Annotated in this window: 17 protein-coding genes and 1 rRNA gene; 13 read left to right on the forward strand and 5 right to left on the reverse strand. The window is 70.2% G+C overall.

What is annotated here, in order from left to right:
* Positions 1-22: 22 nt before the first annotated feature.
* The gene (radA, locus tag FNV62_RS29025; RefSeq protein WP_054228679.1) at positions 23-1,432 is read right to left on the reverse strand and encodes a DNA repair protein RadA; all 1,410 of its coding nucleotides are present in this window, start codon (positions 1,430-1,432) and stop codon (positions 23-25) included.
* 207 nt (positions 1,433-1,639) lie between these two features.
* On the opposite strand from radA, the gene FNV62_RS29030 reads away from it, so the two are divergent.
* Positions 1,640-3,436 (forward strand): BACON domain-containing protein, encoded by a 1,797-nt coding sequence (locus FNV62_RS29030; RefSeq protein ID WP_382142378.1) that lies wholly within the window; start codon positions 1,640-1,642, stop codon positions 3,434-3,436.
* 45 nt (positions 3,437-3,481) lie between these two features.
* Here the strand turns inward: FNV62_RS29030 and FNV62_RS29035 are convergent, their stop codons facing one another.
* Positions 3,482-4,342 (reverse strand): hypothetical protein, encoded by an 861-nt coding sequence (locus FNV62_RS29035; protein WP_097285710.1) that lies wholly within the window; start codon positions 4,340-4,342, stop codon positions 3,482-3,484.
* Positions 4,343-4,413: 71 nt separating this feature from the next.
* Between FNV62_RS29035 and FNV62_RS29040 the strand changes: the two genes are divergently transcribed.
* The 4 genes from FNV62_RS29040 to ilvD all read left to right on the forward strand — a co-directional run bounded on the left by FNV62_RS29040 (position 4,414) and on the right by ilvD (position 9,156).
* The gene (locus FNV62_RS29040) at positions 4,414-5,346 is read left to right on the forward strand and encodes a Ppx/GppA phosphatase family protein (protein ID WP_054228682.1); all 933 of its coding nucleotides are present in this window, start codon (positions 4,414-4,416) and stop codon (positions 5,344-5,346) included.
* Between the two features lie 267 nt (positions 5,347-5,613).
* Entirely contained in the window at positions 5,614-6,438 is an 825-nt protein-coding gene (locus tag FNV62_RS29045) for a sugar phosphate isomerase/epimerase family protein (protein WP_144315693.1), read from the forward strand.
* A complete protein-coding gene (locus FNV62_RS29050; RefSeq protein ID WP_054228684.1) occupies positions 6,435-7,052 on the forward strand; it encodes a TetR/AcrR family transcriptional regulator in 618 nt (205 codons plus the stop codon). The genes FNV62_RS29045 and FNV62_RS29050 overlap by 4 nt, the downstream gene beginning before the upstream one ends.
* A 250-nt stretch (positions 7,053-7,302) precedes the next feature.
* The gene (gene ilvD, locus FNV62_RS29055; protein WP_054228685.1) at positions 7,303-9,156 is read left to right on the forward strand and encodes a dihydroxy-acid dehydratase; all 1,854 of its coding nucleotides are present in this window, start codon (positions 7,303-7,305) and stop codon (positions 9,154-9,156) included.
* Positions 9,157-9,241: 85 nt separating this feature from the next.
* Here ilvD and FNV62_RS29060 read toward each other — a convergent pair whose 3' ends face one another.
* Positions 9,242-11,368, reverse strand: a complete 2,127-nt coding sequence (locus tag FNV62_RS29060; RefSeq protein WP_144315694.1) for a serine/threonine-protein kinase — start codon at positions 11,366-11,368, stop codon at positions 9,242-9,244.
* 204 nt (positions 11,369-11,572) lie between these two features.
* Between FNV62_RS29060 and FNV62_RS29065 the strand changes: the two genes are divergently transcribed.
* The 4 genes from FNV62_RS29065 (at position 11,573) to FNV62_RS29080 (ending at position 13,877) form a co-directional block, all read left to right on the forward strand.
* Positions 11,573-11,893 carry an SH3 domain-containing protein gene (locus tag FNV62_RS29065; protein ID WP_097285712.1) on the forward strand — a complete coding sequence of 107 codons (321 nt, stop codon included), beginning with the start codon at positions 11,573-11,575 and terminating at the stop codon, positions 11,891-11,893.
* 76 nt (positions 11,894-11,969) lie between these two features.
* Complete coding sequence (locus FNV62_RS29070) at positions 11,970-12,257, forward strand: hypothetical protein (protein ID WP_225900880.1); 288 nt, start codon at positions 11,970-11,972, stop codon at positions 12,255-12,257.
* 83 nt (positions 12,258-12,340) lie between these two features.
* Entirely contained in the window at positions 12,341-12,820 is a 480-nt protein-coding gene (locus FNV62_RS29075; RefSeq protein WP_054228689.1) for a hypothetical protein, read from the forward strand.
* Positions 12,821-13,001: 181 nt separating this feature from the next.
* Positions 13,002-13,877 carry a class I SAM-dependent methyltransferase gene (locus tag FNV62_RS29080; protein ID WP_143608876.1) on the forward strand — a complete coding sequence of 292 codons (876 nt, stop codon included), beginning with the start codon at positions 13,002-13,004 and terminating at the stop codon, positions 13,875-13,877.
* Here the strand turns inward: FNV62_RS29080 and FNV62_RS29085 are convergent.
* Complete coding sequence (locus FNV62_RS29085) at positions 13,841-15,277, reverse strand: SulP family inorganic anion transporter (RefSeq protein WP_143627619.1); 1,437 nt, start codon at positions 15,275-15,277, stop codon at positions 13,841-13,843. The genes FNV62_RS29080 and FNV62_RS29085 overlap by 37 nt on opposite strands.
* A gap of 294 nt (positions 15,278-15,571) precedes the next feature.
* Here FNV62_RS29085 and FNV62_RS29090 point away from each other — a divergent pair, with 294 nt between their 5' ends.
* The 3 genes from FNV62_RS29090 (at position 15,572) to proC (ending at position 18,266) form a co-directional block, all read left to right on the forward strand.
* Positions 15,572-16,432, forward strand: coding sequence for an ABC transporter ATP-binding protein (locus FNV62_RS29090; RefSeq protein WP_143627621.1), 861 nt, complete (start codon positions 15,572-15,574; stop codon positions 16,430-16,432).
* Entirely contained in the window at positions 16,429-17,229 is an 801-nt protein-coding gene (locus FNV62_RS29095) for an ABC transporter permease (protein WP_097285715.1), read from the forward strand. Before FNV62_RS29090 ends, FNV62_RS29095 begins: the two co-directional genes overlap by 4 nt.
* Positions 17,230-17,456: 227 nt before the next feature.
* Positions 17,457-18,266, forward strand: a complete 810-nt coding sequence (gene proC, locus FNV62_RS29100; protein WP_054228694.1) for a pyrroline-5-carboxylate reductase — start codon at positions 17,457-17,459, stop codon at positions 18,264-18,266.
* 69 nt (positions 18,267-18,335) lie between these two features.
* Here proC and trpS read toward each other — a convergent pair whose 3' ends face one another.
* Positions 18,336-19,334 (reverse strand): tryptophan--tRNA ligase, encoded by a 999-nt coding sequence (trpS, locus tag FNV62_RS29105; RefSeq protein ID WP_097285717.1) that lies wholly within the window; start codon positions 19,332-19,334, stop codon positions 18,336-18,338.
* A gap of 863 nt (positions 19,335-20,197) precedes the next feature.
* Between trpS and FNV62_RS29110 the strand changes: the two genes are divergently transcribed.
* A 16S ribosomal RNA gene (locus FNV62_RS29110) occupies positions 20,198-21,723 on the forward strand.
* The last annotated feature ends 27 nt before the right edge of the window (positions 21,724-21,750 follow it).

The raw sequence follows: 21,750 nt of genomic DNA on the forward strand, positions 1-21,750 counted from the left end.
ACGGGCAAGACCAGGGCAAAGTCTACCGGCGCTGCTCCTCGTCCCGTGGGGCCTCTCTGTGACGGGAGCGTGGAAGGACCCGCAGCGCCTCGCCCATGTCGGCGACTTCCAGGACCTTCATACCGGCGGGGATCTTGCCCGGATCGCTGGGAACGAGGGCGTGGGTGAAGCCCAGACGGTGGGCTTCGGCGAGCCTTCGCTGCACTCCCGTGACCCGTCTGACCTCGCCCGCGAGCCCTACTTCGCCGATCGCCACGAGGTTCTTGGGGAGAGGGGTGTCACTCGCCGCCGACGCGAGCGCGAGGGCGATCGCGAGGTCCGCGGCGGGCTCGGAGAGCTTCACGCCGCCCACCGTCGCCGAGTAGATGTCCCGCTTCCCGAGGGCGCTGATCCGGCCCCGCTGCTCCAGGACCGCCAACATCATCGAGACCCGGGAGGTCTCCAGGCCGGACGTCGTACGACGCGGGGAGGGGATCTGGGAGTCGACGGTGAGGGCCTGCACCTCGGCCACCAGCGGGCGGCGGCCCTCCAGGGTGACGGTCAGGCACGTGCCGGGGACGGGCTCGGCACGGCGGGTCAGGAAGAGGCCGGAGGGGTCCGCGAGGCCCGTGATGCCCTCGTCGTGCAGCTCGAAGCAGCCGACCTCGTCCGTCGTCCCGTACCGGTTCTTGACCCCTCGGACGAGACGCAGGCGCGCGTGGCGGTCGCCCTCGAAGCTCAGGACGACGTCCACCAGGTGTTCGAGCAGGCGGGGGCCCGCGATCGCGCCGTCCTTGGTGACATGGCCCACAAGGAGCGTGGACATGCCGCGCTCCTTGGAGGCACGGATGAGCGCCCCGGCGACCTCCCGGACCTGGGCCATGCCGCCGGGCGCCCCGTCGATCTCCGGAGAGGCGACGGTCTGGACCGAGTCCAGGATGAGGAGCGAGGGCTTCACGGCGTCCAAGTGGCCGAGCACGGCGGCCAGGTCGGTCTCCGCCGCCAGATACAGGTGGTCGTCGATCGCCTTGATGCGGTCGGCGCGCAGACGGACCTGGCTGGCCGACTCCTCACCCGTCACGTACAGCGTGCGGTGCTCGTCGCTCGCCGCCTTCGCCGCCACGTCCAGGAGGAGCGTGGACTTGCCCACACCGGGCTCGCCCGCGATCAGGACGACCGCGCCGGGCACGAGACCGCCGCCCAGGACGCGGTCCAGCTCGGGTACGCCGGTGGAGCGGGCCGTGGCCTGGCGGCCGTCGACCTGCCCGATCGGCACCGCGGAGGTGGTGACGCGGCCCGGTGTCGTCGTACGGACCGCGGGTGCGCCGTACTCCTCGACCGTGCCCCACGCCTGGCACTCGGGACAGCGGCCCAGCCATTTGGCCGTCTGCCATCCGCACTCGGTGCAGCGGTAGGACGGCCGGTCCTTCGCGGTTTTCGTACGGGCAGCCATGACGGAACCGTAGCCGAGAGGACTGACAGCACGGGCGGGGCCGCCCGGCGGGGCATCTGCCATGGCCTGCCGTTGCCGCCTGTGACGGTGTGGGCCACGGAATCGGAGGGTCCTGTCCCCTTTTGAGGGATCGTTTCACCCGTACGGATTAAATGTGCTCAAGGGGGAAGAAGGGGCCACCCCGGGGCACCTACGGTCGCACGGGTGATGAGCAGCAGTCCGGAGACCTCCACGCACACCACCGGTGCACACCGGGCGCACGGAGATGCGCGCAAGCGGGTGACCGCGCCCCGTGGCGCGCACACCCGCACCCTGGCTCAGCGCCCTCCCGCGCGCTACGAGCCCTACTTGGACGGCCTTTTCACCTACTGCCTGTCCGTGCTGTGCGACCACGACGAGGCCACCGCCGCCCTCGGGGACGCCCTCGCGCTGGCCGAGCGCCGTGGCCAGCGTGGCCCGGTGTCCGCGGACGACCGCAGGGCCTGGCTGTACGCCCTCGCCCGCTGGTCCTGTCTGCGCAAGCTGACCGAGGCCCGGCGCAGGCGCCAGGCGGCCCACGCCTCCGGTCGGCGTGCGCCCGCCAAGGGGCACAAGGCCCTCTTCAAGGGGCACAAGGAAGCCGCCGACCGGCATGCGGCCGAGGCGCTGAGCACCCCGGTCTCCGAGGAGGCGCAGGACCGGCGTCGGCACGAACTCGCGCTGCTGGCCTGGCCGGAGGCGGCCGGCACCACCCCCGAGCAGCGCGAGGCGCTCGAACTCGCGGTGCGCCACCAGCTTGCCGCCGCCGAGGTCGCCGCCGTCCTCGGCCTGGACCTCGTCAAGGCGCGCGAACTGCTGGCCACCGCCGCCTGCGAGGTCGAACGCACCCGCGCCGCCCTCGCCGTCGTGGAGACCGGCACCTGTCCGAGCGTCGGCCGCCTCACCGGCGACAACCAGCTCGTCCTGAGCACCACCCTGCGCCGGGAACTGGTCCGGCACGTCGACGACTGTCCGCGCTGCCGCCGCACCGCCGAGCGCGCCGCGCCCGGCGCCTGGCCCGGCACCACCGTCACGCCCGCCGCGCTCCCCGTCCTCGAGGCCCCGCGCGCGGCCCTGCACATCGCGATGGCACACGTCCCGCGCGCGCGGGGTGCCGCTCCGCGCTTCGACCGGCGCGGCTTCCCCGTGGACCCCAAGGACCACGCCGCCCGCCGGGACCGTCTTCGCGCGCGTGCCGTCACGACGACCGTCGTCGCCACCGTCGTCGCCGCACCCGTCCTGGCCCTCTGGGCGGCCTACCGTGGCGAGCCCCTCACCGGCGAGGGCGCCGACGGCCGCTCGATCACCGCGAGCGAGGCGCACGGCTCCGACGGCATCACCGGCGAGGAGGCGGGCGGCTACGAGAACGCCGGCAACGCCGGCGCCAGAGCCGACGCCCGTTTCGCCAAGGGGAACCGCTCGCCCGACGTCTCCGTGGAGGTCATCAGCGCCCCCAGCGCGGGAAGCGGCGCCGGACACCTCTCGGTCCGGGCCTCGGGCAGCGGCGACACGACCCTGGTCACGCTCGCCGCCTCCGGGAACTCACCGGTCCACTGGTCGGCCGGGACGGGAGCGTCCTGGCTCTACTTCAGCCAGTCGTCGGGAACGCTGGCCCCAGGAGAAACGTTCACGATCAAGGTGTACGTCGATCATCTTCGCGAGCCGGTGGGCGCCTGGGGCGCGCGGGTGGCGATCGCACCGGCGGGAGCGGTGGTCACGATCGGGGGGTACGGAACAGCGGGTCCGTCCGCCCCGGCCGGCTCCGGCCCGACGCCCGGCCGTCCCACCCCGTCCGCCCCCGGCCCGACCCCGCCCGCCTCGGACCCGCCACCGACGCCCAGCGACCCCCAGCCGACGCCCACGGACACCTCGTCCCCGCCCCCTTCGTCGGACCCCTCGGGCCCGTCCGGCCCGTCCAGCCCGTCGGCCCCGGGCGGTTCGACGCCGCCGCCCGGCGCCAGCTCCGCCCCGACCCCGTCCTCGTAACGCCCGCGGGGCGGGAAGGGCGGGAAGGCGGTGGACCGGGGGGTCTCAGGCGACCGGATCCGCGGGATGCGGTGCCAGCAACGGCAGCTGCGAGGCCAGCCGCTCCTCGCAGAGCTCGACCAGCCGGTCGTACCCCGCCTTGCCCATCAGCTCGATCAGTTCCGGGCGGTACGAGACGTACACCGGGTCGCCCGCGCCGTGTGCCGAGGTCGCCGACGTGCACCACCAGTGCAGGTCGTGGCCGCCCGGCCCCCAGCCCCGGCGGTCGTACTCGCCGATGGAGACCTGGAGCACGCGCGTGTCGTCGGGCCGGTCGATCCACTCGTACGTCCGTCGCACGGGCAGCTGCCAGCAGACGTCCGGCTTGGTCTCCAGGGGCTCGCGCCCCTCCTTGATCGCCAGGATGTGCAACGAGCAGCCCGCGCCGCCGGCGAAGCCGGGCCGGTTCTGGAAGATGCACGAGCCCTGGTAGGGGCGGGTCTGGCGGTCGCCGTCCTCGTCCTCGGAGACCCAGCCGGTCTTCAGCCCCACGTCATGGTGCTGCCAGATGTCCGGCGTGAGCCGTGCCACGTGCCCGGCCACCCGCTTCTCGTCGTCCTCGTCGGAGAAGTGGGCCCCGAGGGTGCAGCAGCCGTCGTCGGCGCGACCGGCCTGGATGCCCTGGCAGCCGCTTCCGAAGATGCAGTTCCAGCGAGAGGTCAGCCATGTCAGATCGCACCGGAAGACCTGCTCGTCGTCGGCGGGATCCGGAAACTCCACCCATGCCCGAGCGAAGTCGAGCCCCTTCTCGTCGGACACGGTGGCCTTCTTCGGGGACTTCGTCGGGGACTTCTTGGACGCGGAGGTCTTCGCCTGCGAAGAACCCTTGGTCGATTTGTCGGGATTCGCCTTTTTCGTCTTTGGCACCCGTCCAGGGTAAGTCGCTTCAGCCCGCTCCGGGGACGGTCGATCGTCGTACTCGCAGTAGCGTTCCGTACATGAGACTCGGTGTCCTCGACGTGGGTTCGAACACGGTGCACCTGCTGGTGGTGGATGCACACCCCGGCGCGCGCCCGCTGCCCGCGCACTCGCACAAGGCCGAATTGCGGCTCGCCCAACTGCTCGACGAGAGCGGGGCGATCGGCCTCGACGGTGTCGAAAAACTGATCGCGACCGTCCGCGACGCGCTGGAGGCCGCCGAGGACAAGGGTGTCCAGGCCCTGCTGCCGTTCGCGACCTCCGCCGTGCGCGAGGCCAGTAACGCCGACGACGTACTGGCCCGGGTGCAGGCCGAGACCGGTGTCGAGCTCCAGGTCCTGACCGGGGCGGAAGAGGCCCGCCTGACCTTCCTGGCGGCCCGCCGCTGGTTCGGCTGGTCGGCGGGGAAGCTGCTGGTCCTCGACATCGGCGGCGGCTCGCTGGAGATCGCGTACGGCATGGACGAGGAGCCGGACGCGGCGGCGTCGCTGCCACTGGGTGCCGGACGGCTGACCGCGGGCTGGCTGCCCACCGACCCCGCCGACCCGGCGGACATCAGGGCCCTGCGCCGCCACGTCCGGGCCGAGATCGCCCGTACCGTCGGTGAATTCAGCCGCTTCGGCGCCCCCGACCACGTGGTTGCCACCTCCAAGACCTTCAAGCAGCTCGCCCGCCTGGCCGGCGCCGCCCGCTCCACGGACGGCCTGTACGTCCAGCGCGAGCTCAAGCGCCGCTCCCTGGAGGACTGGGTCCCCCGCCTGGCCTCCATGACCGCCGACGAACGCGCCGAACTCCCCGGCGTCTCCCCCGGCCGCTCCAGCCAACTCCTCGCCGGCGCTCTCGTCGCCGAGGGCGCCATGGACCTCTTCGCCGTGGAGACCCTGGAAATCTGCCCCTGGGCCCTACGAGAGGGCGTCATCCTCCGCCGCCTGGACCAGATGGCCTCAGAGTGACCGCGTAACCCGACGTCACGTGTCCCCCGCCCCACCAGGGGCGCGGGGAACGGCGCGCCCAGCCGCGTACGACGCGCACCCCACCCACCGACGCCCGCCCCAGCGGGGGCGCGGGGAACTGCGCGACCAGCCACAAACCACCCGCGCCCGCCCACGGTGAGCCCCACAACGGCGACAGGGCGCCCCCACCCGACGACCACCCAACGCCGACCCCCAGCGAACCCCCACCACCCCCCGCTCAACCGCCGGAGGCTTACGCTGTCCCTCGTGGCAGAACCAGTCGTGCGCATCCCGGATGCGAAGGTCGCGCTGTCCACGGCGTCCGTGTATCCGGAGTCGACGGCGACGGCCTTCGAGATCGCCGCGCGCCTCGGTTACGACGGTGTAGAGGTGATGGTGTGGACCGACCCGGTCAGCCAGGACATCGAAGCCCTCCGCCGCCTCAGCGACTACCACCAGATCCCGATCCTCGCCGTGCACGCCCCCTGCCTGCTGATCACCCAGCGCGTCTGGTCCACCGACCCCTGGGTCAAGCTCCAGCGCGCCCAGGCGGCGGCGGAGAAGCTGGGCGCGTCGACGGTCGTCGTACACCCCCCCTTTCGCTGGCAGCGCCAGTACGTGCGCGACTTCGTCACGGGGATGTGGCGCATGGCGAACGAGACGGACGTACGGTTCGCCGTCGAAAACATGTACCCCTGGCGCTACCGCGACCGCGAGATGCTCGCGTACGCCCCCGACTGGGACGTGACGAAGGACGACTACCGCCACTTCACGATCGACCTCAGCCACACCTCGACGGCCCGCAGCGACGCCCTGCAGATGATCGACCGCATGGGCGACCGCCTCGGCCACGTCCACCTCGCCGACGGCAACGGCTCCAACAAGGACGAGCACCTCGTTCCGGGCCGCGGCACCCAGCCCTGCGCCGAGCTGCTGGAGCGCCTCGCCCTCACCGGCTTCGACGGCCACGTCGTCATCGAGGTCAACACCCGCCGTGCCATGTCCAGCGCCGAACGCGAGGCGGACCTGGCGGAGGCGCTGGCCTTCACCCGCCTGCACCTGGCCTCCGCGGTGAAGGTGCCCCGCCGGTGACGGACGCCGCCACCCCCCGTCGCAGGGGACGGCCCTCCCGTACGGAGACGGAGGCGGCCCCCGCCACCCGCGACCGCATCCTGGACGCGGCCCGCGAGGAGTTCTCCGAGCGCGGCTACGAGAAGACGTCGGTGCGCGGCATCGCCAAGGCCGCCGGGGTCGACTCCGCCCTCGTGCACCACTACTTCGGCACCAAGGAGCAGGTCTTCGAGGCGGCCATCGAGGGCGCGTTCGCGCCCGCCCTGGCCGCGCCGACCGCGGTCGAGGACGGCCCGCTCGACACGGTCGGCGAGCGCCTGACCCGCTTCCTCCTCGGTATCTGGGAGAACCCGACCACTCGGACCCCGCTGCTCGCCATCGTCCGTTCCGCCGTGAACAACGAGAGCGCGGCCGCCGTCTTCCGCCGCCTCGTCGCCGCCCAGTTGCTGCGCCGCATCGCGGGCCGCCTCGACCTGCCCGACGCGGAACTGCGCGCCGAACTGGCGGCGGCCCAGCTGGTGGGGGTGGCGATGCTCCGCTACGTCATCAAGGTCGAGCCGCTGGCATCGGCGGACGTGGAACGCATCGTCGAGCGGGTGGCGCCGGTGGTACAGGGCCACTTGACAGCCCCGTGAGCTGAGCGCCCCCCCGAAGGGACGCGGGGCTGTGACATTGAGCGGCTCCGCCGCGTGGGCGCGCTCAGCCACATCGGACCCGCACGCACCCACCCACCCACTACCCACCCACTGAGAACAACCCCCGGCACTCTCCCCCCGGCACTCGCCCACCGAGACGCGCATCCCGCATTCCGGACGCGCCGTCCGAATCCTGGCCCACCGGCGTAGGCTCGACCTCAGTCATTACTCTCCGAAGGAGCGAGCGACGATGCCCGAGCTGAGGTCCCGCACAGTCACCCACGGCCGCAATATGGCGGGCGCACGTGCCCTTATGCGCGCCTCCGGTGTACCGGGCGCGGACATCGGACGGAAGCCGATCATCGCGGTCGCCAACTCCTTCACGGAGTTCGTGCCGGGCCACACCCACCTCCAGCCCGTCGGCCGCATCGTCAGCGAGGCGATCACCGCGGCCGGGGGCATCGCGCGCGAGTTCAACACCATCGCGGTCGACGACGGCATCGCGATGGGCCACGGCGGCATGCTGTACTCGCTGCCCTCCCGCGACCTGATCGCGGACTCGGTGGAGTACATGGTCGAGGCGCACTGCGCCGACGCCCTGATCTGCATCTCGAACTGCGACAAGATCACCCCCGGCATGCTCATGGCGGCCCTGCGCCTGAACATCCCGACGGTCTTCGTCTCCGGCGGCCCCATGGAGTCCGGCCGCGCCACCCTGGTCGACGGCACGGTCCGTACGCTCGACCTGGTCGACGCGATCTCCGACGCCGTGAACGACAAGATCTCGGACGAGGACATCCTCCGTATCGAGGAGAACGCCTGTCCGACCTGTGGCTCCTGCTCCGGCATGTTCACGGCCAACTCGATGAACTGCCTGACCGAGGCAATCGGTCTGTCCCTCCCCGGCAACGGCTCGGTGCTCGCCACCCACACGGCCCGCAAGGGCCTGTACGAGGACGCGGCCCGCACGGTGGTCGACATCACGCGCCGCTACTACGACCAGGACGACGAGTCGGTCCTGCCCCGCAACATCGCCACGCACGCCGCGTTCGAGAACGCCATGGCCCTCGACATCGCCATGGGCGGCTCCACCAACACGATCCTGCACCTGCTGGCCGCCGCCCAGGAGGCGGGCGTCCCCTTCGGTCTGGACGAGATCAACGAGGTCTCGCGCCGCGTGCCGTGCCTCGCCAAGGTCGCCCCGAACGTCGCCAAGGACCGCACGTACTACATGGAGGACGTGCACCGCGCCGGCGGCATCCCCGCCCTGTTGGGCGAACTGCACCGCGCGGGCCTCCTGAACGAGGACGTCCACTCGGTCCACAGCCCGTCCCTCTCCGACTGGCTGAAGACCTGGGACGTGCGCGCCGGATCCCCGTCCCCCGAGGCGATCGAACTGTGGCACGCGGCCCCCGGCTGCGTCCGCTCCTCCGAGGCCTTCTCCCAGTCCGAGCGCTGGGAGGCCCTGGACGAGGACGCCGAGGGCGGCTGCATCCGCTCCGCCGAGCACGCCTACTCCAAGGACGGCGGCCTGGCGGTCCTCAAGGGCAACCTGGCGGTCGACGGCTGCGTCGTGAAGACGGCGGGCGTCGACGAGTCCATCTGGACCTTCGAGGGCCCCGCGGTCGTCTGCGAGTCCCAGGAAGAGGCCGTCGACAAGATCCTCAAGAAGCAGATCACGCACGGCGACGTCGTCGTCATCCGCTACGAGGGCCCCAAGGGCGGCCCCGGTATGCAGGAGATGCTCTACCCGACCTCGTTCCTCAAGGGCCGCGGCCTCGGCAAGACCTGCGCCCTGATCACCGACGGCCGCTTCTCCGGCGGCACCTCGGGCCTGTCCATCGGCCACGCGTCCCCCGAGGCGGCCTCCGGCGGCACCATCGCCCTGGTCCAGGACGGCGACCGCATCCGCATCGACATCCCGAACCGCTCGGTCGAACTCCTGGTCTCCGACGAGGAACTCACCACCCGCCGCGACGCCCTGAACGGCGTCTACGCCCCCGCGAACCGCGACCGCAAGGTCTCCGCCGCCCTCCGCGCCTACGCCGCGATGGCAACGAGCGCCGACAAGGGCGCGGTACGAGACGTCTCCAAACTGGGCTGACCAAACCCCGGAAACTCATCGGAAGGGGCCGCTTCTTCGGAAGCGGCCCCTTTGCTCTGCCCCTTCGTTGTTCTGCCCCTTTGGCTCACCAGGCCGCCGGATCGTCCCCCGCCACGCCGAACACGGTCCCGTCGGGCGCGCTCGTATAGACGTGGCCATCGGCGATCATCGGCTTCTGCAGTCCGGCCGCGACCCGGTCCGACTCCGTTCCGAGTCTTGTCCGGGTCTGGCCGACGAGCTTGCCCCGGACGGCGTCCACGGCGAGCAGCCGCCCGTCGGCCGCGGTGAAGTACACGTGCTTGGCGTCGGCGGCCGGTGCCGAGCCCCGGCTCACGGAGGTCTCGAGGCGCCAGAGCTGCTCCCGGGCGTCCATGTCGACGGCCACCAGCGCGCCGAGGGTGCTCATCATGTAGACGGTGCTCCCGCGAACGGTGGTCTGAGTCTGTGGCAGCGCCACATCGAGCCCCACCCGGTGCGACGTCCTGCTCTTCGGGTCGTACTGGACCAGGGCGACGGTCTGGGTGCTCTTGTCGACCGACGTGAAGAACACGGTGCCCCGCCATGCGCCGACCGGAGACAGCGTCCCCTTCAGACCGACGTTCCACCGCACGGCGCCGGTCTCCGGGTCCACCGCGGTCACCTGCGTACGCGTTCCGTCGTCCGTCGTGCTCGTGGCGTAGGCGAGTTCGTCCCCGGCAAACGCCGCAACGTTCGGCGCGGTCTGTTCCGGCAGCCGGCGGCTCCAACGACCCTCACCCGTGGCGCCGTCCACCCCGCTGACCGTCCCGTCGGCACGGGTGAGGAGCACCAGGCCCCCCACCTCCTGCCATCGGCCGTACGCCTTAAGGTCCATCTTCCAGCGCACCTTGCCCGAGGCAGGATCGAGTGCCTCCAGGAGCCGACCGGCGTGAGTCACGGCATGCACCAGGCCGCCCGAGAACGCGGGCGCCTCGTCCGGGACGCGCTGCTCGGTCGAGGCGTGACGCCACAGCACCTTCCCGTCGACCGGGTCGAGGGCGGAGACCAGCCCCGGCTGGGCACAGAACAACTTCCCGCCGCCGTACGAGCATTGGGGCGCCCCCTCGGCTCGGGCTACGGGCTTGGTGTCCCACCCGTTGAACGCGGCCGGTGCGGACTGCTGCTGATGGTCCGGAGCGGTGCCGGTGCCGTCCTGCCCGAGCAGCCGGGTCGTGGCCAGCGCCCCGCCCGCGACTAGGACGAGAGCGCCGACGGCAAGGGAGACGCGCCTGAGGGCTCGACCCTTGGACCGTGGCGCGGGCGGCGGGGACTGCGCGTCGGCGGGAGCGGACGGGGTGGCGGGGGCGGCCGGGGCGTCGGCCTGGTTGGTGCGTTGGGCCGGAATGAACGCCTGCGTGTCGTACGAAGCCGCCAACGAGCGCAGCTCCCGCATCAGCTCGTCGGGCGTCGGCCGGTCCTCGGGCTCTTTGGCGAGGCAGCGGGTGATGAGCGGTGCGAGGTTGCCGGGCACGTCGGTCAGGTCCGGCTCGTCGTGGACGACTTGGTAGGCGACGACGTAGGGGCTGTCGGAGTCGAAGGGGCCACGGCCCGTCGCCGCGTGCACCATCACCGAGCCCAGGGCGAAGATGTCGGCGGCCGGTCCCACCTCCCGCGGACGGCGGAACTGCTCGGGTGCCATGAACGGCGGCGTTCCGATCAATTTGCCCGTCTCGGTACGCAGTTCACTGTCCGACGGCCGTGAAATACCGAAGTCGATGACCTTCGGGCCGTCCTCGGCGAGCAGGACGTTGCTGGGCTTGAGATCCCGGTGTACGACGCCCACCCGATGGATGTCGCGCAGCGCCTCGGCCAACCCGGCCATCAGCCGCCGCAGCTGGGAGGCGGGCATGGGCCCGTTCCGTTTCACCTGCTCGGCGAGGGTCGGGCCCGGTATGAACAGGGTGGCCATCCAGGGGCGCTCGGCCTCCGGGTCGGCGTCGACCACGGGGGCGGTGAACGCACCGCTCACCCGCCGCGCCGCGGCGATCTCCTGCCGGAAACGCCCCCTGAACTCGGGATCCATGGCAAACGCGGCATGCACGACCTTCACCGCGAGCCGCAGCCCCGAGCCGCTGCGGGCCAGATGGACCACGCCCATGCCACCGGATCCGAGGCGCTCGTCAAGGCGGTACTGCCCCGCGTACTCGGGAAGTTCCGCTTCCGGATCCGCTCCGGAGTTCCGCTGTGGCGCCATGGACCCACCCCCGTGCTGTTCGTCCGCACGCGCGACGCACGGAGCCTAGTCGATTCCTCGTACGAGACCGAGGCGGCTTGCTAGCCTCCGCGTGCGACAGGCGTACACATGTGCACTGCCTGAATCCATCGGTCCACCGATCCATCAGCTCGATCAGCTCGATCTGCTGGATCTGGTCCATCCGATTCAACGGGGGAGGCCTCAATGGCTGTTGAGCGAATTGAAAACACGGAAAGCAGTGATGGCGAAGCGGTGTCGATGACGGCGACCGCAGCGCAAGTCACCTACCCCATCGCACCCGGCTACGCGGTGAACGTCCGCAGCGGCCCCGGCACCAGCTACCGCATCGTGCGGGTGCTGCCCGAGGGCTCACGCGTGTCGATCTCCTGCCAGCGCCCGGGTGACTCCGTGAGCGGCCCGTACGGCACCACCAGCATCTGGGACAACATCGCCAACGGCGAGTACATCTCCGACGCCTATGTGAAGACCGGCAGCGACGGCTACATCGCGCCGCGCTGCTCCTGAGAAGAAGGAGACAGACGACATCATGACCCCCTTGCGCAGACGGAGCATGCTGGCCGGAGGGCTCGCCGCCACCGTCATGCTCGTGGTGGGAGCCGCTTCCGAGGCTGCCGCGGCCACCAGGACCTACCCCATAGCCCCTGGGTACTCGGTGAACGTGCGCTCCGGCCCCGGCATTCACTACAGCGTCGTGCGGACGCTGGTGCCGGGCTCGTCCGTGCCCATCTACTGCCAGGCCCCGGGAGAGACGGTCACTGGCCCCTACGGGACCTCCAACGTCTGGGACAACATCGCCAACGGACAGTTCGTGGCCGACGCCTACGTGAACACGGGCAGCGACGGCTACATCGCGCCGCGCTGCGCCTGACCGAACTAGGCCTGGGCCCGAACGAGGGCAGCGGCCCGAACGTGGCCTGGGGCCCCGCGGCCGGCCGGAGCGATAATCGTCAGGTGAGTGACGAGAACCAATCCGGTACCCCCGCGGGACCCCAGCCCGAACCCCTCCGCTTCTTCGGGACGACCTGGGTGGCCCAGGACGGCGGCTACACGGCCCGCCGCATCGCCGTGGCCGTCGGCTCGCTCGCCGCCGCGGTCGCCGCCTGTTTCGTGCTCCGCTTCGCCTACCAGGGCCTGGCGATCGCGGACGTCGGCAAACCGGTGACCCTCCTGGTCGTGGTGATGTTCGCGGTGTGCAGCGCGCTCGCGTTCCGCCACACCTGGGACGCCTTCTCCAAGCGCCCCGACCCCGACCGCCAGGCCTCCCTCCGCGGCCTCCTGGCCATCGGCTTCATCGGCTCCCTCCTCGCCTACGCCTTCCGCACCCTCACCGAGGCCCCGGGCGAGAAGCTGGCCCGCGAGGAGTACGAGGAGGCACGCCGCCAGTACGAGCGCCGCTCCCGCAACCCCTCCAAAAAACGCCGCCGCCCCTGACGGACCGGGGCGCGGCCCCGTGCCTCAGGGGCGCGGGGAACTGCGCGCCAAGCCCCCACCCACCCGCACCCGACAAACCCACCCGGGGGCCTGGGGGCGGAGCCCCCAGGGACGGGACGGGTAGGGGCGGCGGGGGCGAAATCCGCTGTTCTCCACCCCCGACCCGCACCACCATTCCCTTATGACGACGCACCCGCGCTTCTCCCACAGCACCCGGGCCCACTCCTTCAACACGGCCGCAGCCCAGTACGCCGCGAACCGCCCCTCCTACCCACCCGCCCTCTTCACCACCATCGAAGACCTCGCCGCCCGCCCCCTCAAGGGCGCGAAGGTCGTCGACGTGGGCGCGGGCACCGGCATCTCCACCACCCTCCTGCACGCCCGAGGCGCGGACGTCATCGCCGTGGAACCCGGGGAGGGCATGGCCGCCGAGTTCCGCCGCGCCCACCCCGACATCCCCCTGGTCCGGGGCACCGGCGACACCCTCCCCCTCGCCACCGCCTCCGCCGACTTCCTCACCTACGCCCAGTCCTGGCACTGGACGAACCCGGCCCACTCCCTCCCGGAGGCCTTCCGCGTCCTGCGCCCCGGCGGCGCCCTCGCGCTCTGGTGGAACACGTCCGCCCTCGACGTCCCCTGGATCGCCGCCCAGGCCCAGCGCATCGATCAGTACTTCGAGGACGCCCACCCCACCGAAGAAGGCACCGCGACGAAAGGCGAACAAGGCGCCGCCACCAAGACCGAAGAAGGCACGGCCACCAAGACCCCGAAAGACACCGAATCCAGCCGGCGAGCCGTAGGCTTCCTCACCGAACGCGCCTTCAAGGGCGCCCCCGAAACCCCACCCCACACCCACCGCGTCGTCCGCTGGAGCCGCCACGTCGCCGTGGACACCCACCTAGCCAACATCGGCAGCCACTCGGCTTTCCTGATCCAGGGCAAGGAAGACACCGACGCCTTCCTCGCCGAGGAGCGCACCCGCCTCCTGGAGACCTTCCCGGACGGCCGGGTCGAGGAGGTCTACGACGTACTGGTGATCGTGGCCACCCGCTCGTGATCCCGCGCGGCGGCCCACCGCTCCAGGGCCGCCGCGCACGCGTGGTCCACATGCCGCAACCCGCCCAACTCCAGCCGTACGTCACGGTCGTGCGGCAACGCCTCCAAGGCGTCCAGCAGCTTCGGCAGCCGTAGGAACGTGGCGTTCCCCATCACCCGTACGACCATCCCCGCGGCGCCCCGGTCCTCCGTCTCCACCTGCACATGGCTGATGTCCCACGCGGTCTTGGCGACGGCGAGCGCAAGCCCGACCAGCACCCCTTCAAAGAGATTCCCCACCACGATCGCCACCGCCGTCACACCCAGCACGATCACCTCCCCGCGATGGCCGCGCCACAGCACCCGCACCTCCCGCACCGGCACCAACTTGCAGCCCGCGTGCACCAGCAACCCTGCCAGCGCCGCCACCGGAATGATCCCGAGGACCCCGGGCACCACCACCGTGAAGACCAGCAGACACACCCCGTGCAGTACGCGCGAGACCTTGGTCTGGGCCCCGGCCTGCACATTCGCCGCGCTCCGCACGATCACCGCGGTCATCGGCAGCGCCCCGAGCGCCCCGCACACGGCGTTCCCGGCACCCTGCGCGATGAGTTCACGGTCGTAGTCGGTCCGCGGCCCCCGGTGCAGACGGTCCACCGCCGCCGCGCTGAACAGCGACTCGGCGGAGGCGATCAGCGCGAAGGCGACCACCGTCCCGAGCATGCCCACTTCCGTGAGCCGTCCCAGGTCCGCCAAGGACGGCGGCTGCACGGCATCGAGCAGCCCGCGCACCTCGACCCGCCGCACGGACAGATCGAACACCCCGGTCACACCCGCCGCGAGCGCCACCGCCAGCAACGGCGCCGGCACCACCCGCGCCCCGCGCCGCCAACGCGGCCACAGCAGCAGTACGACCACGGTGGCGCCCCCGACCGCGAGGGCCACCGGGTGCGCGTCCCCGGGCAGCGACACCAGCCCGGCGATCTTCCCGAGCCCGCTCGCGGGCGCGGACGCGTCACCCATCGCGTAGACCTGGCCCGCGATCAGCACCAGCCCGATTCCGGCGAGCATCCCCTGCACCACCGCCACGGACACGGCCCGGAACCACCGCCCGAGCCGCAGCGCCCCGAGCGTGAGCTGCACCAGCCCGGCGCCGAGCACCAGCACACCCAGGGCCCGTAGCCCGTACGTCTGCACCGCCTCGTACACCAGCACGGTCAGCCCGGCCGCCGGCCCGCTGACCTGAAGGCTGCTCCCGGGCAGCACCCCGGCGACCAGCCCGCCGACTATCCCGGTCACCAGCCCCAACTCGGCCGGCACGCCCGAGGCGATGGCGACCCCTACACACAACGGCAACGCGACGAGAAACACGACGAGAGACGCGAACAGATCGGCTCGACGCAGATCGGCTTTACGCATGGCAACGGCACCTCCGGTAGAGAGCGGAAGATGCGTGGGTGCCGGGCCGGGGGAGGGCACGGCGGATCCAACGGCGCGGCACCAAGGCCGGTGGGCATATGACCGCGCACTGAAATCCATTGTCGGTAACGGGAGTTGATCGCGCAGCCCCTCCGCGTAACCGCCGAGTGAACACGGAAGCGCACCACCCCGCCGTACGCCGGAGTGCCCCCTTCCGATCACGCCGCCGCGCGCCTGCGCCGTCGAGTGCGACCGGGCTTGACGACGCCAGCCCTCACGAGCAATATTCATCACATGATGAATATTGCTCCTCGGCCCCCCGACCGCGCCACGGACACGGCCACCACCACCCCCCAGTCCTCCCAGCCCCTCCGGTCCTCCCAGCCCCCAGCCATCGCCATCCACGCCGAAGGCCTCACCGTCGTACGCGGCCCCCGCACCGTCCTGCGCGGCCTCGACTTCGCCGTACCCCGCGGCCAGATCACCGGACTCCTCGGCCCCTCCGGCTGCGGCAAGTCCACCCTCATGCGCGCCATCGTCGGCACCCAGGCCAAAGTCACCGGCACCCTCGAAGTCCTCGGCCGCCCCGCCGGCGACGCCGCACTCCGCTCCCGCATCGGATACGTCACCCAGGCCCCCTCGGTCTACGACGACCTGACCATCCGCCAGAACCTCGACTACTTCGCCGCGATCCTCGACCCCGGCCGCGCCGCCGCCGACCGCCGCGACGCCCATGTCACCCAGGCCATCGCCGACGTCGACCTCACCACCCACGCCGACTCCCTCGCCGGCAACCTCTCCGGCGGCCAGCGCAACCGCGTCTCCCTCGCCGTCGCGCTGCTCGGCACCCCCGAACTCCTGGTCCTCGACGAGCCCACCGTCGGCCTCGACCCGGTCCTGCGCCGCGACCTGTGGAACCTCTTCCACGCCATCGCCACGGAACGAAAGGCGACGCTGCTGGTCTCCTCCCACGTCATGGACGAGGCCGAGCGCTGCCACCGCCTGCTCCTGATGCGCGAGGGAGAGATCCTCGCCGACGACACACCCGACGCCCTGCGCGAACGCACCGGACGCGACACCGTCGAGGCCGCCTTCCTCCACCTCGTCGACGAGGCCACCGCGACCGCCGGCACCAGCAAGGAGACCGTCCGATGACCACGCCCACGAACGCGACCCCGCACGCGGGCACGACGGCCCCCGTCCGCCCGAGCGCGATCAACTACTCCCGTACGACCGCCACCGCGACCCGCGTCCTGCGCCAACTCCGCCACGACCCGCGCACCATCGCGCTGATGATCCTCATCCCGTGCCTGATGCTCGTCCTGCTCCGCTACGTCTTCGACGGCAGCGCGCGCACCTTCGACTCCATCGGGGCCTCCCTCCTCGGGATCTTCCCGCTGATCACGATGTTCCTGGTCACCTCCATCGCCACCCTGCGCGAACGGACCTCGGGCACCCTGGAACGCCTCCTCGCCATGCCCCTCGGCAAGGGCGACCTGATCGCCGGCTACGCCCTGGCCTTCGGCGCCGTCGCCGTCGTCCAGTCGGCCCTGGCCACGGGCCTCGCGGTCTGGTTCCTCGGCCTCGACGTCACGGGCTCCCCCTGGCTCCTGCTGCTCGTGGCCCTCCTCGACGCCCTGCTCGGCACGGCGCTCGGCCTCTTCGTCTCGGCCTTCGCGGCCTCGGAATTCCAGGCGGTCCAGTTCATGCCGGCGGTGATCTTCCCCCAGCTCCTCCTCTGCGGCCTCTTCACGGCCCGCTCCACCATGCACCCCGTCCTCGAAGCCCTCTCCGACGTCCTCCCCATGTCCTACGCGGTCGACGGCATGAACGAAGTCCTCAAGCACACCGACATGACGACCAACTTCGTCCGCGACGCGTTCATCGTGGCGGGCTGCGCCCTCCTGGTCCTGACCCTGGGCGCGGCAACCCTGAGGCGCCGCACCGCATGACGCATCCACGCCGACGCCGATAGGGGGCAGGGGCGCGGCCCCGCCCCCAGGGGCGCGGGGAACTGCGCGCCAAGCCCCACTGCCCCGCAGCCGAAGAACCCACCCGGGGGTCCGGGCCTCCACGGCAACGGACCACCCCCGTCCGCCCAACGGACATCCCGCCCCGCCCAAGCCCCCAAGTGCGAGGATGACCCCAGGACGACGCACCCCCGGAGGGCACCCGCACCATGACCCAGAAAGTCGCAGTCCTCGGCACCGGCAAGATCGGCGAAGCCCTGCTCAGCGGAGTGATCCGTTCCGGCTGGGCCCCCACCGACCTGCTGGTCACGGCCCGCCGCCCTGAGCGCGCCAGGGAACTCCAGGAGCGCTACGGCGTCACCGCCGTCACCAACGCCGAGGCCGCGAAGAACGCGGACACCCTGATCCTCACGGTCAAGCCGCAGGACATGGGCACCCTCCTCGACGAACTCGCCCCCCACGTCCCCGCCGACCGCCTGGTGATCAGCGGCGCGGCCGGCATCCCCACCTCTTTCTTCGAGGAGCGCCTGACCGCGGGCACCCCGGTCGTCCGGGTCATGACGAACACCCCCGCCCTCGTCGACGAGGCGATGTCCGTCATCTCCGCCGGCAGCCACGCCACCGAAGCGCACCTCGCCCACGCCGAGGAGATCTTCGGCGCCGTCGGCAAGACGCTCCGCGTCCCGGAGTCCCAGCAGGACGCCTGCACCGCGCTCTCCGGCTCGGGACCGGCGTACTTCTTCTACCTGGTCGAGGCCATGACGGACGCGGGCATCCTGCTCGGCCTGCCCCGCGACAAGGCCCACGACCTGATCGTCCAGTCCGCGATCGGCGCCGCCGTGATGCTCCGCGACAGCGGGGAGCACCCCGTGAAACTCCGCGAGGCCGTCACCTCTCCCGCGGGCACCACGATCAACGCGATCCGCGAACTCGAGAACCACGGCGTCCGCGCGGCCCTCATCGCCGCACTGGAGGCAGCCCGCGACCGCAGCCGCGAACTGGCCTCCGGCAACAGCTGAAGACAGCGGGGCCGGGGCGGGGCCACCGCCCCGGCCCGCCGCTCGCTCAACCCTTCCCCCTCCGGGACGTCAGCCGGCGGGCAGCAGCCCGATCGCCCGATACGCCGCGTCCACCCGAGGACGCGCCATCTCCCGGGCCTTTGCGGCGCCGTCGCGCAAAACCCCTTCCACATACGAGGGATCCGCGCACAACCGCTGGTGCCTCTCCTGCACGGGCCTGAGGAGTTCGATCACGGCCTCGGCGGTGTCCTTCTTCAGAGCGCCGTACGACTCATAGGCGCCGCCCAGGGTTTCCGGATCCGCGCCCTCACAGGCGGCGAGAATCTCCAGCAGGTTCGAGACCCCCGGCCGCGCCTCGGGGTCGTACACGACGTCCTGCCCGCTGTCGGTCATGGCCCGCATGATCTTCTTCCGGACGGCATCCGGCTCATCGAGCAGATAGACGACGCCCGGCCCCACGTCATCGCTCTTGCCCATCTTCGACGTCGGCTCCTGCAGATTCATGACCCGCGCCGCAACCTGCGGCCGCGTGGCGCGGGGCACCACGAAGGTGTGCCCGTAGCGCTGGTTGAACCGCACGGCGAGATCCCGGGTCAGCTCCACATGCTGCGTCTGGTCGTCCCCGACCGGCACCTCGTCGGTCCCGTACGCCAGGATGTCCGCCGCCATCAGCACGGGATACGTCAGCAGGGACAGCCGCACACTCCCGCCCCGCTCCCGTTCGCGCGCGGCCTTCTCCTTGTACTGGATCATCCGCCGCATCTCCCCGTCGGTCGCGACGCACTCCAGCAGATACGACAACCGCGCGTGCTCGTCCACATGACTCTGTACGAAGACGGTGCACAGCTCCGGATCGAGCCCCGAGGCCAGCAACAACGTCGCCGCCTGCCTACTGAGCCTGCGCACCCGCCCCGGATCGTGGTCCACGGTCAGCGCGTGCAGGTCGACGACGCAGAACAGGGCGTCGGCCTGGTGCTGGTCGACGTCGGCCCACCGTCGCATGGCCCCGAGATAGTTCCCCAGCGTCAGATGCCCGGTCGGCTTGACCCCACTGAAGACCCGCGTCATCTCTCCACCTCCTGGTCGAGGCCGCCGCACCCGCCGGCCGGCTCCCCAGGAGGGAGACACAAAAACGGCCGCCGAGGCGGCGGCCGTTGAGTACATACGTGTGTACGGCCGCCGTCAGGCGGCCCACCACTGCTGGGTGCACGTATGCGTAGTCATGGCCCCGAGGTTACGCCTCCGGAGGCCATCCCGGGGCGGATTTGACACGCCCCTACCCGGTACGTAGTGTTCTCCGAGTTGTCCGACGTGAGCGCCGACCCCGGTCGGTCCCCGGACAGCCATTCCGCAACAAGCACTCAGCGAACGGCGACTCGTCGTCGGCTCGTTTTCATGCGTGTTTGCGAAATGAGGAATCCGCGTTCGAAAGGGCGCCACCCCGATTAGCTCGGGAGCCAGGAATCCGCTAAAGTCTCACTCGTCGGAACGGCTCAAGGGCCGGGAAGACAAGCCCCGCTGACTGGGAATCAGGCCCGAAAGGATCTGATAGAGTCGGAACCGCCGGAAAGGGAAACGCGAAAGCGGAAACCTGGAAAGCACCGAGGAAATCGGATCGGGAAACGGTCTGATAGAGTCGGAAACGCAAGAACAAAGCAGGACAGCAGGACCGAAGGGAAGCGCCCGGAGGAAAGCCCGAGAGGGTGAGTACAAAGGAAGCGTCCGTTCCTTGAGAACTCAACAGCGTGCCAAAAATCAACGCCAGATATGTTGATACCCCGTCTCCGGCCGATCGGTCGGGGCGAGGTTCCTTTGAAAAAGTCCTGCCGGGCATGGTCTCGGTGGGCGCACAGCGAGGACGCTGTGAACCGAGGGGATTATTCCTCCCTTCGGTTCCGCTCTCGTGGTGTCGTCCCGATTACGGGAAAACATTCACGGAGAGTTTGATCCTGGCTCAGGACGAACGCTGGCGGCGTGCTTAACACATGCAAGTCGAACGATGAAGCCCTTCGGGGTGGATTAGTGGCGAACGGGTGAGTAACACGTGGGCAATCTGCCCTTCACTCTGGGACAAGCCCTGGAAACGGGGTCTAATACCGGATAACACCTGCCCGGGCATCCGGGTGGGTTAAAAGCTCCGGCGGTGAAGGATGAGCCCGCGGCCTATCAGCTTGTTGGTGAGGTAGTGGCTCACCAAGGCGACGACGGGTAGCCGGCCTGAGAGGGCGACCGGCCACACTGGGACTGAGACACGGCCCAGACTCCTACGGGAGGCAGCAGTGGGGAATATTGCACAATGGGCGAAAGCCTGATGCAGCGACGCCGCGTGAGGGATGACGGCCTTCGGGTTGTAAACCTCTTTCAGCAGGGAAGAAGCGAAAGTGACGGTACCTGCAGAAGAAGCGCCGGCTAACTACGTGCCAGCAGCCGCGGTAATACGTAGGGCGCAAGCGTTGTCCGGAATTATTGGGCGTAAAGAGCTCGTAGGCGGCTTGTCACGTCGGGTGTGAAAGCCCGGGGCTTAACCCCGGGTCTGCATTCGATACGGGCTAGCTAGAGTGTGGTAGGGGAGATCGGAATTCCTGGTGTAGCGGTGAAATGCGCAGATATCAGGAGGAACACCGGTGGCGAAGGCGGATCTCTGGGCCATTACTGACGCTGAGGAGCGAAAGCGTGGGGAGCGAACAGGATTAGATACCCTGGTAGTCCACGCCGTAAACGGTGGGAACTAGGTGTTGGCGACATTCCACGTCGTCGGTGCCGCAGCTAACGCATTAAGTTCCCCGCCTGGGGAGTACGGCCGCAAGGCTAAAACTCAAAGGAATTGACGGGGGCCCGCACAAGCAGCGGAGCATGTGGCTTAATTCGACGCAACGCGAAGAACCTTACCAAGGCTTGACATACACCGGAAAGCATTAGAGATAGTGCCCCCCTTGTGGTCGGTGTACAGGTGGTGCATGGCTGTCGTCAGCTCGTGTCGTGAGATGTTGGGTTAAGTCCCGCAACGAGCGCAACCCTTGTTCTGTGTTGCCAGCATGCCCTTCGGGGTGATGGGGACTCACAGGAGACTGCCGGGGTCAACTCGGAGGAAGGTGGGGACGACGTCAAGTCATCATGCCCCTTATGTCTTGGGCTGCACACGTGCTACAATGGCAGGTACAATGAGCTGCGAAGCCGTGAGGCGGAGCGAATCTCAAAAAGCCTGTCTCAGTTCGGATTGGGGTCTGCAACTCGACCCCATGAAGTCGGAGTTGCTAGTAATCGCAGATCAGCATTGCTGCGGTGAATACGTTCCCGGGCCTTGTACACACCGCCCGTCACGTCACGAAAGTCGGTAACACCCGAAGCCGGTGGCCCAACCCCTTGTGGGAGGGAGCTGTCGAAGGTGGGACTGGCGATTGGGACGAAGTCGTAACAAGGTAGCCGTACCGGAAGGTGCGGCTGGATCACCTCCTTTCTAAGGAGCATCTAGGCTGCCGGGCTT

This window comes from Streptomyces sp. RLB3-17 (assembly GCF_007113425.2).
Lineage (GTDB): Bacteria > Actinomycetota > Actinomycetes > Streptomycetales > Streptomycetaceae > Streptomyces > Streptomyces mirabilis_D.

Bases quoted from the DNA above. Each gene is read 5' to 3' on its own strand.
- radA (WP_054228679.1), bottom strand. From the start codon at position 1,432: ATGGCTGCCCGTACGAAAACCGCGAAGGACCGGCCGTCCTACCGCTGC.
- FNV62_RS29030 (WP_382142378.1), top strand. From the start codon at position 1,640: ATGAGCAGCAGTCCGGAGACCTCCACGCACACCACCGGTGCACACCGG.
- FNV62_RS29040 (WP_054228682.1), top strand. From the start codon at position 4,414: ATGAGACTCGGTGTCCTCGACGTGGGTTCGAACACGGTGCACCTGCTG.
- ilvD (WP_054228685.1), top strand. From the start codon at position 7,303: ATGCCCGAGCTGAGGTCCCGCACAGTCACCCACGGCCGCAATATGGCG.
- FNV62_RS29060 (WP_144315694.1), bottom strand. From the start codon at position 11,368: ATGGCGCCACAGCGGAACTCCGGAGCGGATCCGGAAGCGGAACTTCCC.
- FNV62_RS29065 (WP_097285712.1), top strand. From the start codon at position 11,573: ATGGCTGTTGAGCGAATTGAAAACACGGAAAGCAGTGATGGCGAAGCG.
- FNV62_RS29070 (WP_225900880.1), top strand. From the start codon at position 11,970: ATGCTCGTGGTGGGAGCCGCTTCCGAGGCTGCCGCGGCCACCAGGACC.
- FNV62_RS29080 (WP_143608876.1), top strand. From the start codon at position 13,002: ATGACGACGCACCCGCGCTTCTCCCACAGCACCCGGGCCCACTCCTTC.
- FNV62_RS29085 (WP_143627619.1), bottom strand. From the start codon at position 15,277: ATGCGTAAAGCCGATCTGCGTCGAGCCGATCTGTTCGCGTCTCTCGTC.
- FNV62_RS29090 (WP_143627621.1), top strand. From the start codon at position 15,572: ATGATGAATATTGCTCCTCGGCCCCCCGACCGCGCCACGGACACGGCC.
- FNV62_RS29095 (WP_097285715.1), top strand. From the start codon at position 16,429: ATGACCACGCCCACGAACGCGACCCCGCACGCGGGCACGACGGCCCCC.
- proC (WP_054228694.1), top strand. From the start codon at position 17,457: ATGACCCAGAAAGTCGCAGTCCTCGGCACCGGCAAGATCGGCGAAGCC.
- trpS (WP_097285717.1), bottom strand. From the start codon at position 19,334: ATGACGCGGGTCTTCAGTGGGGTCAAGCCGACCGGGCATCTGACGCTG.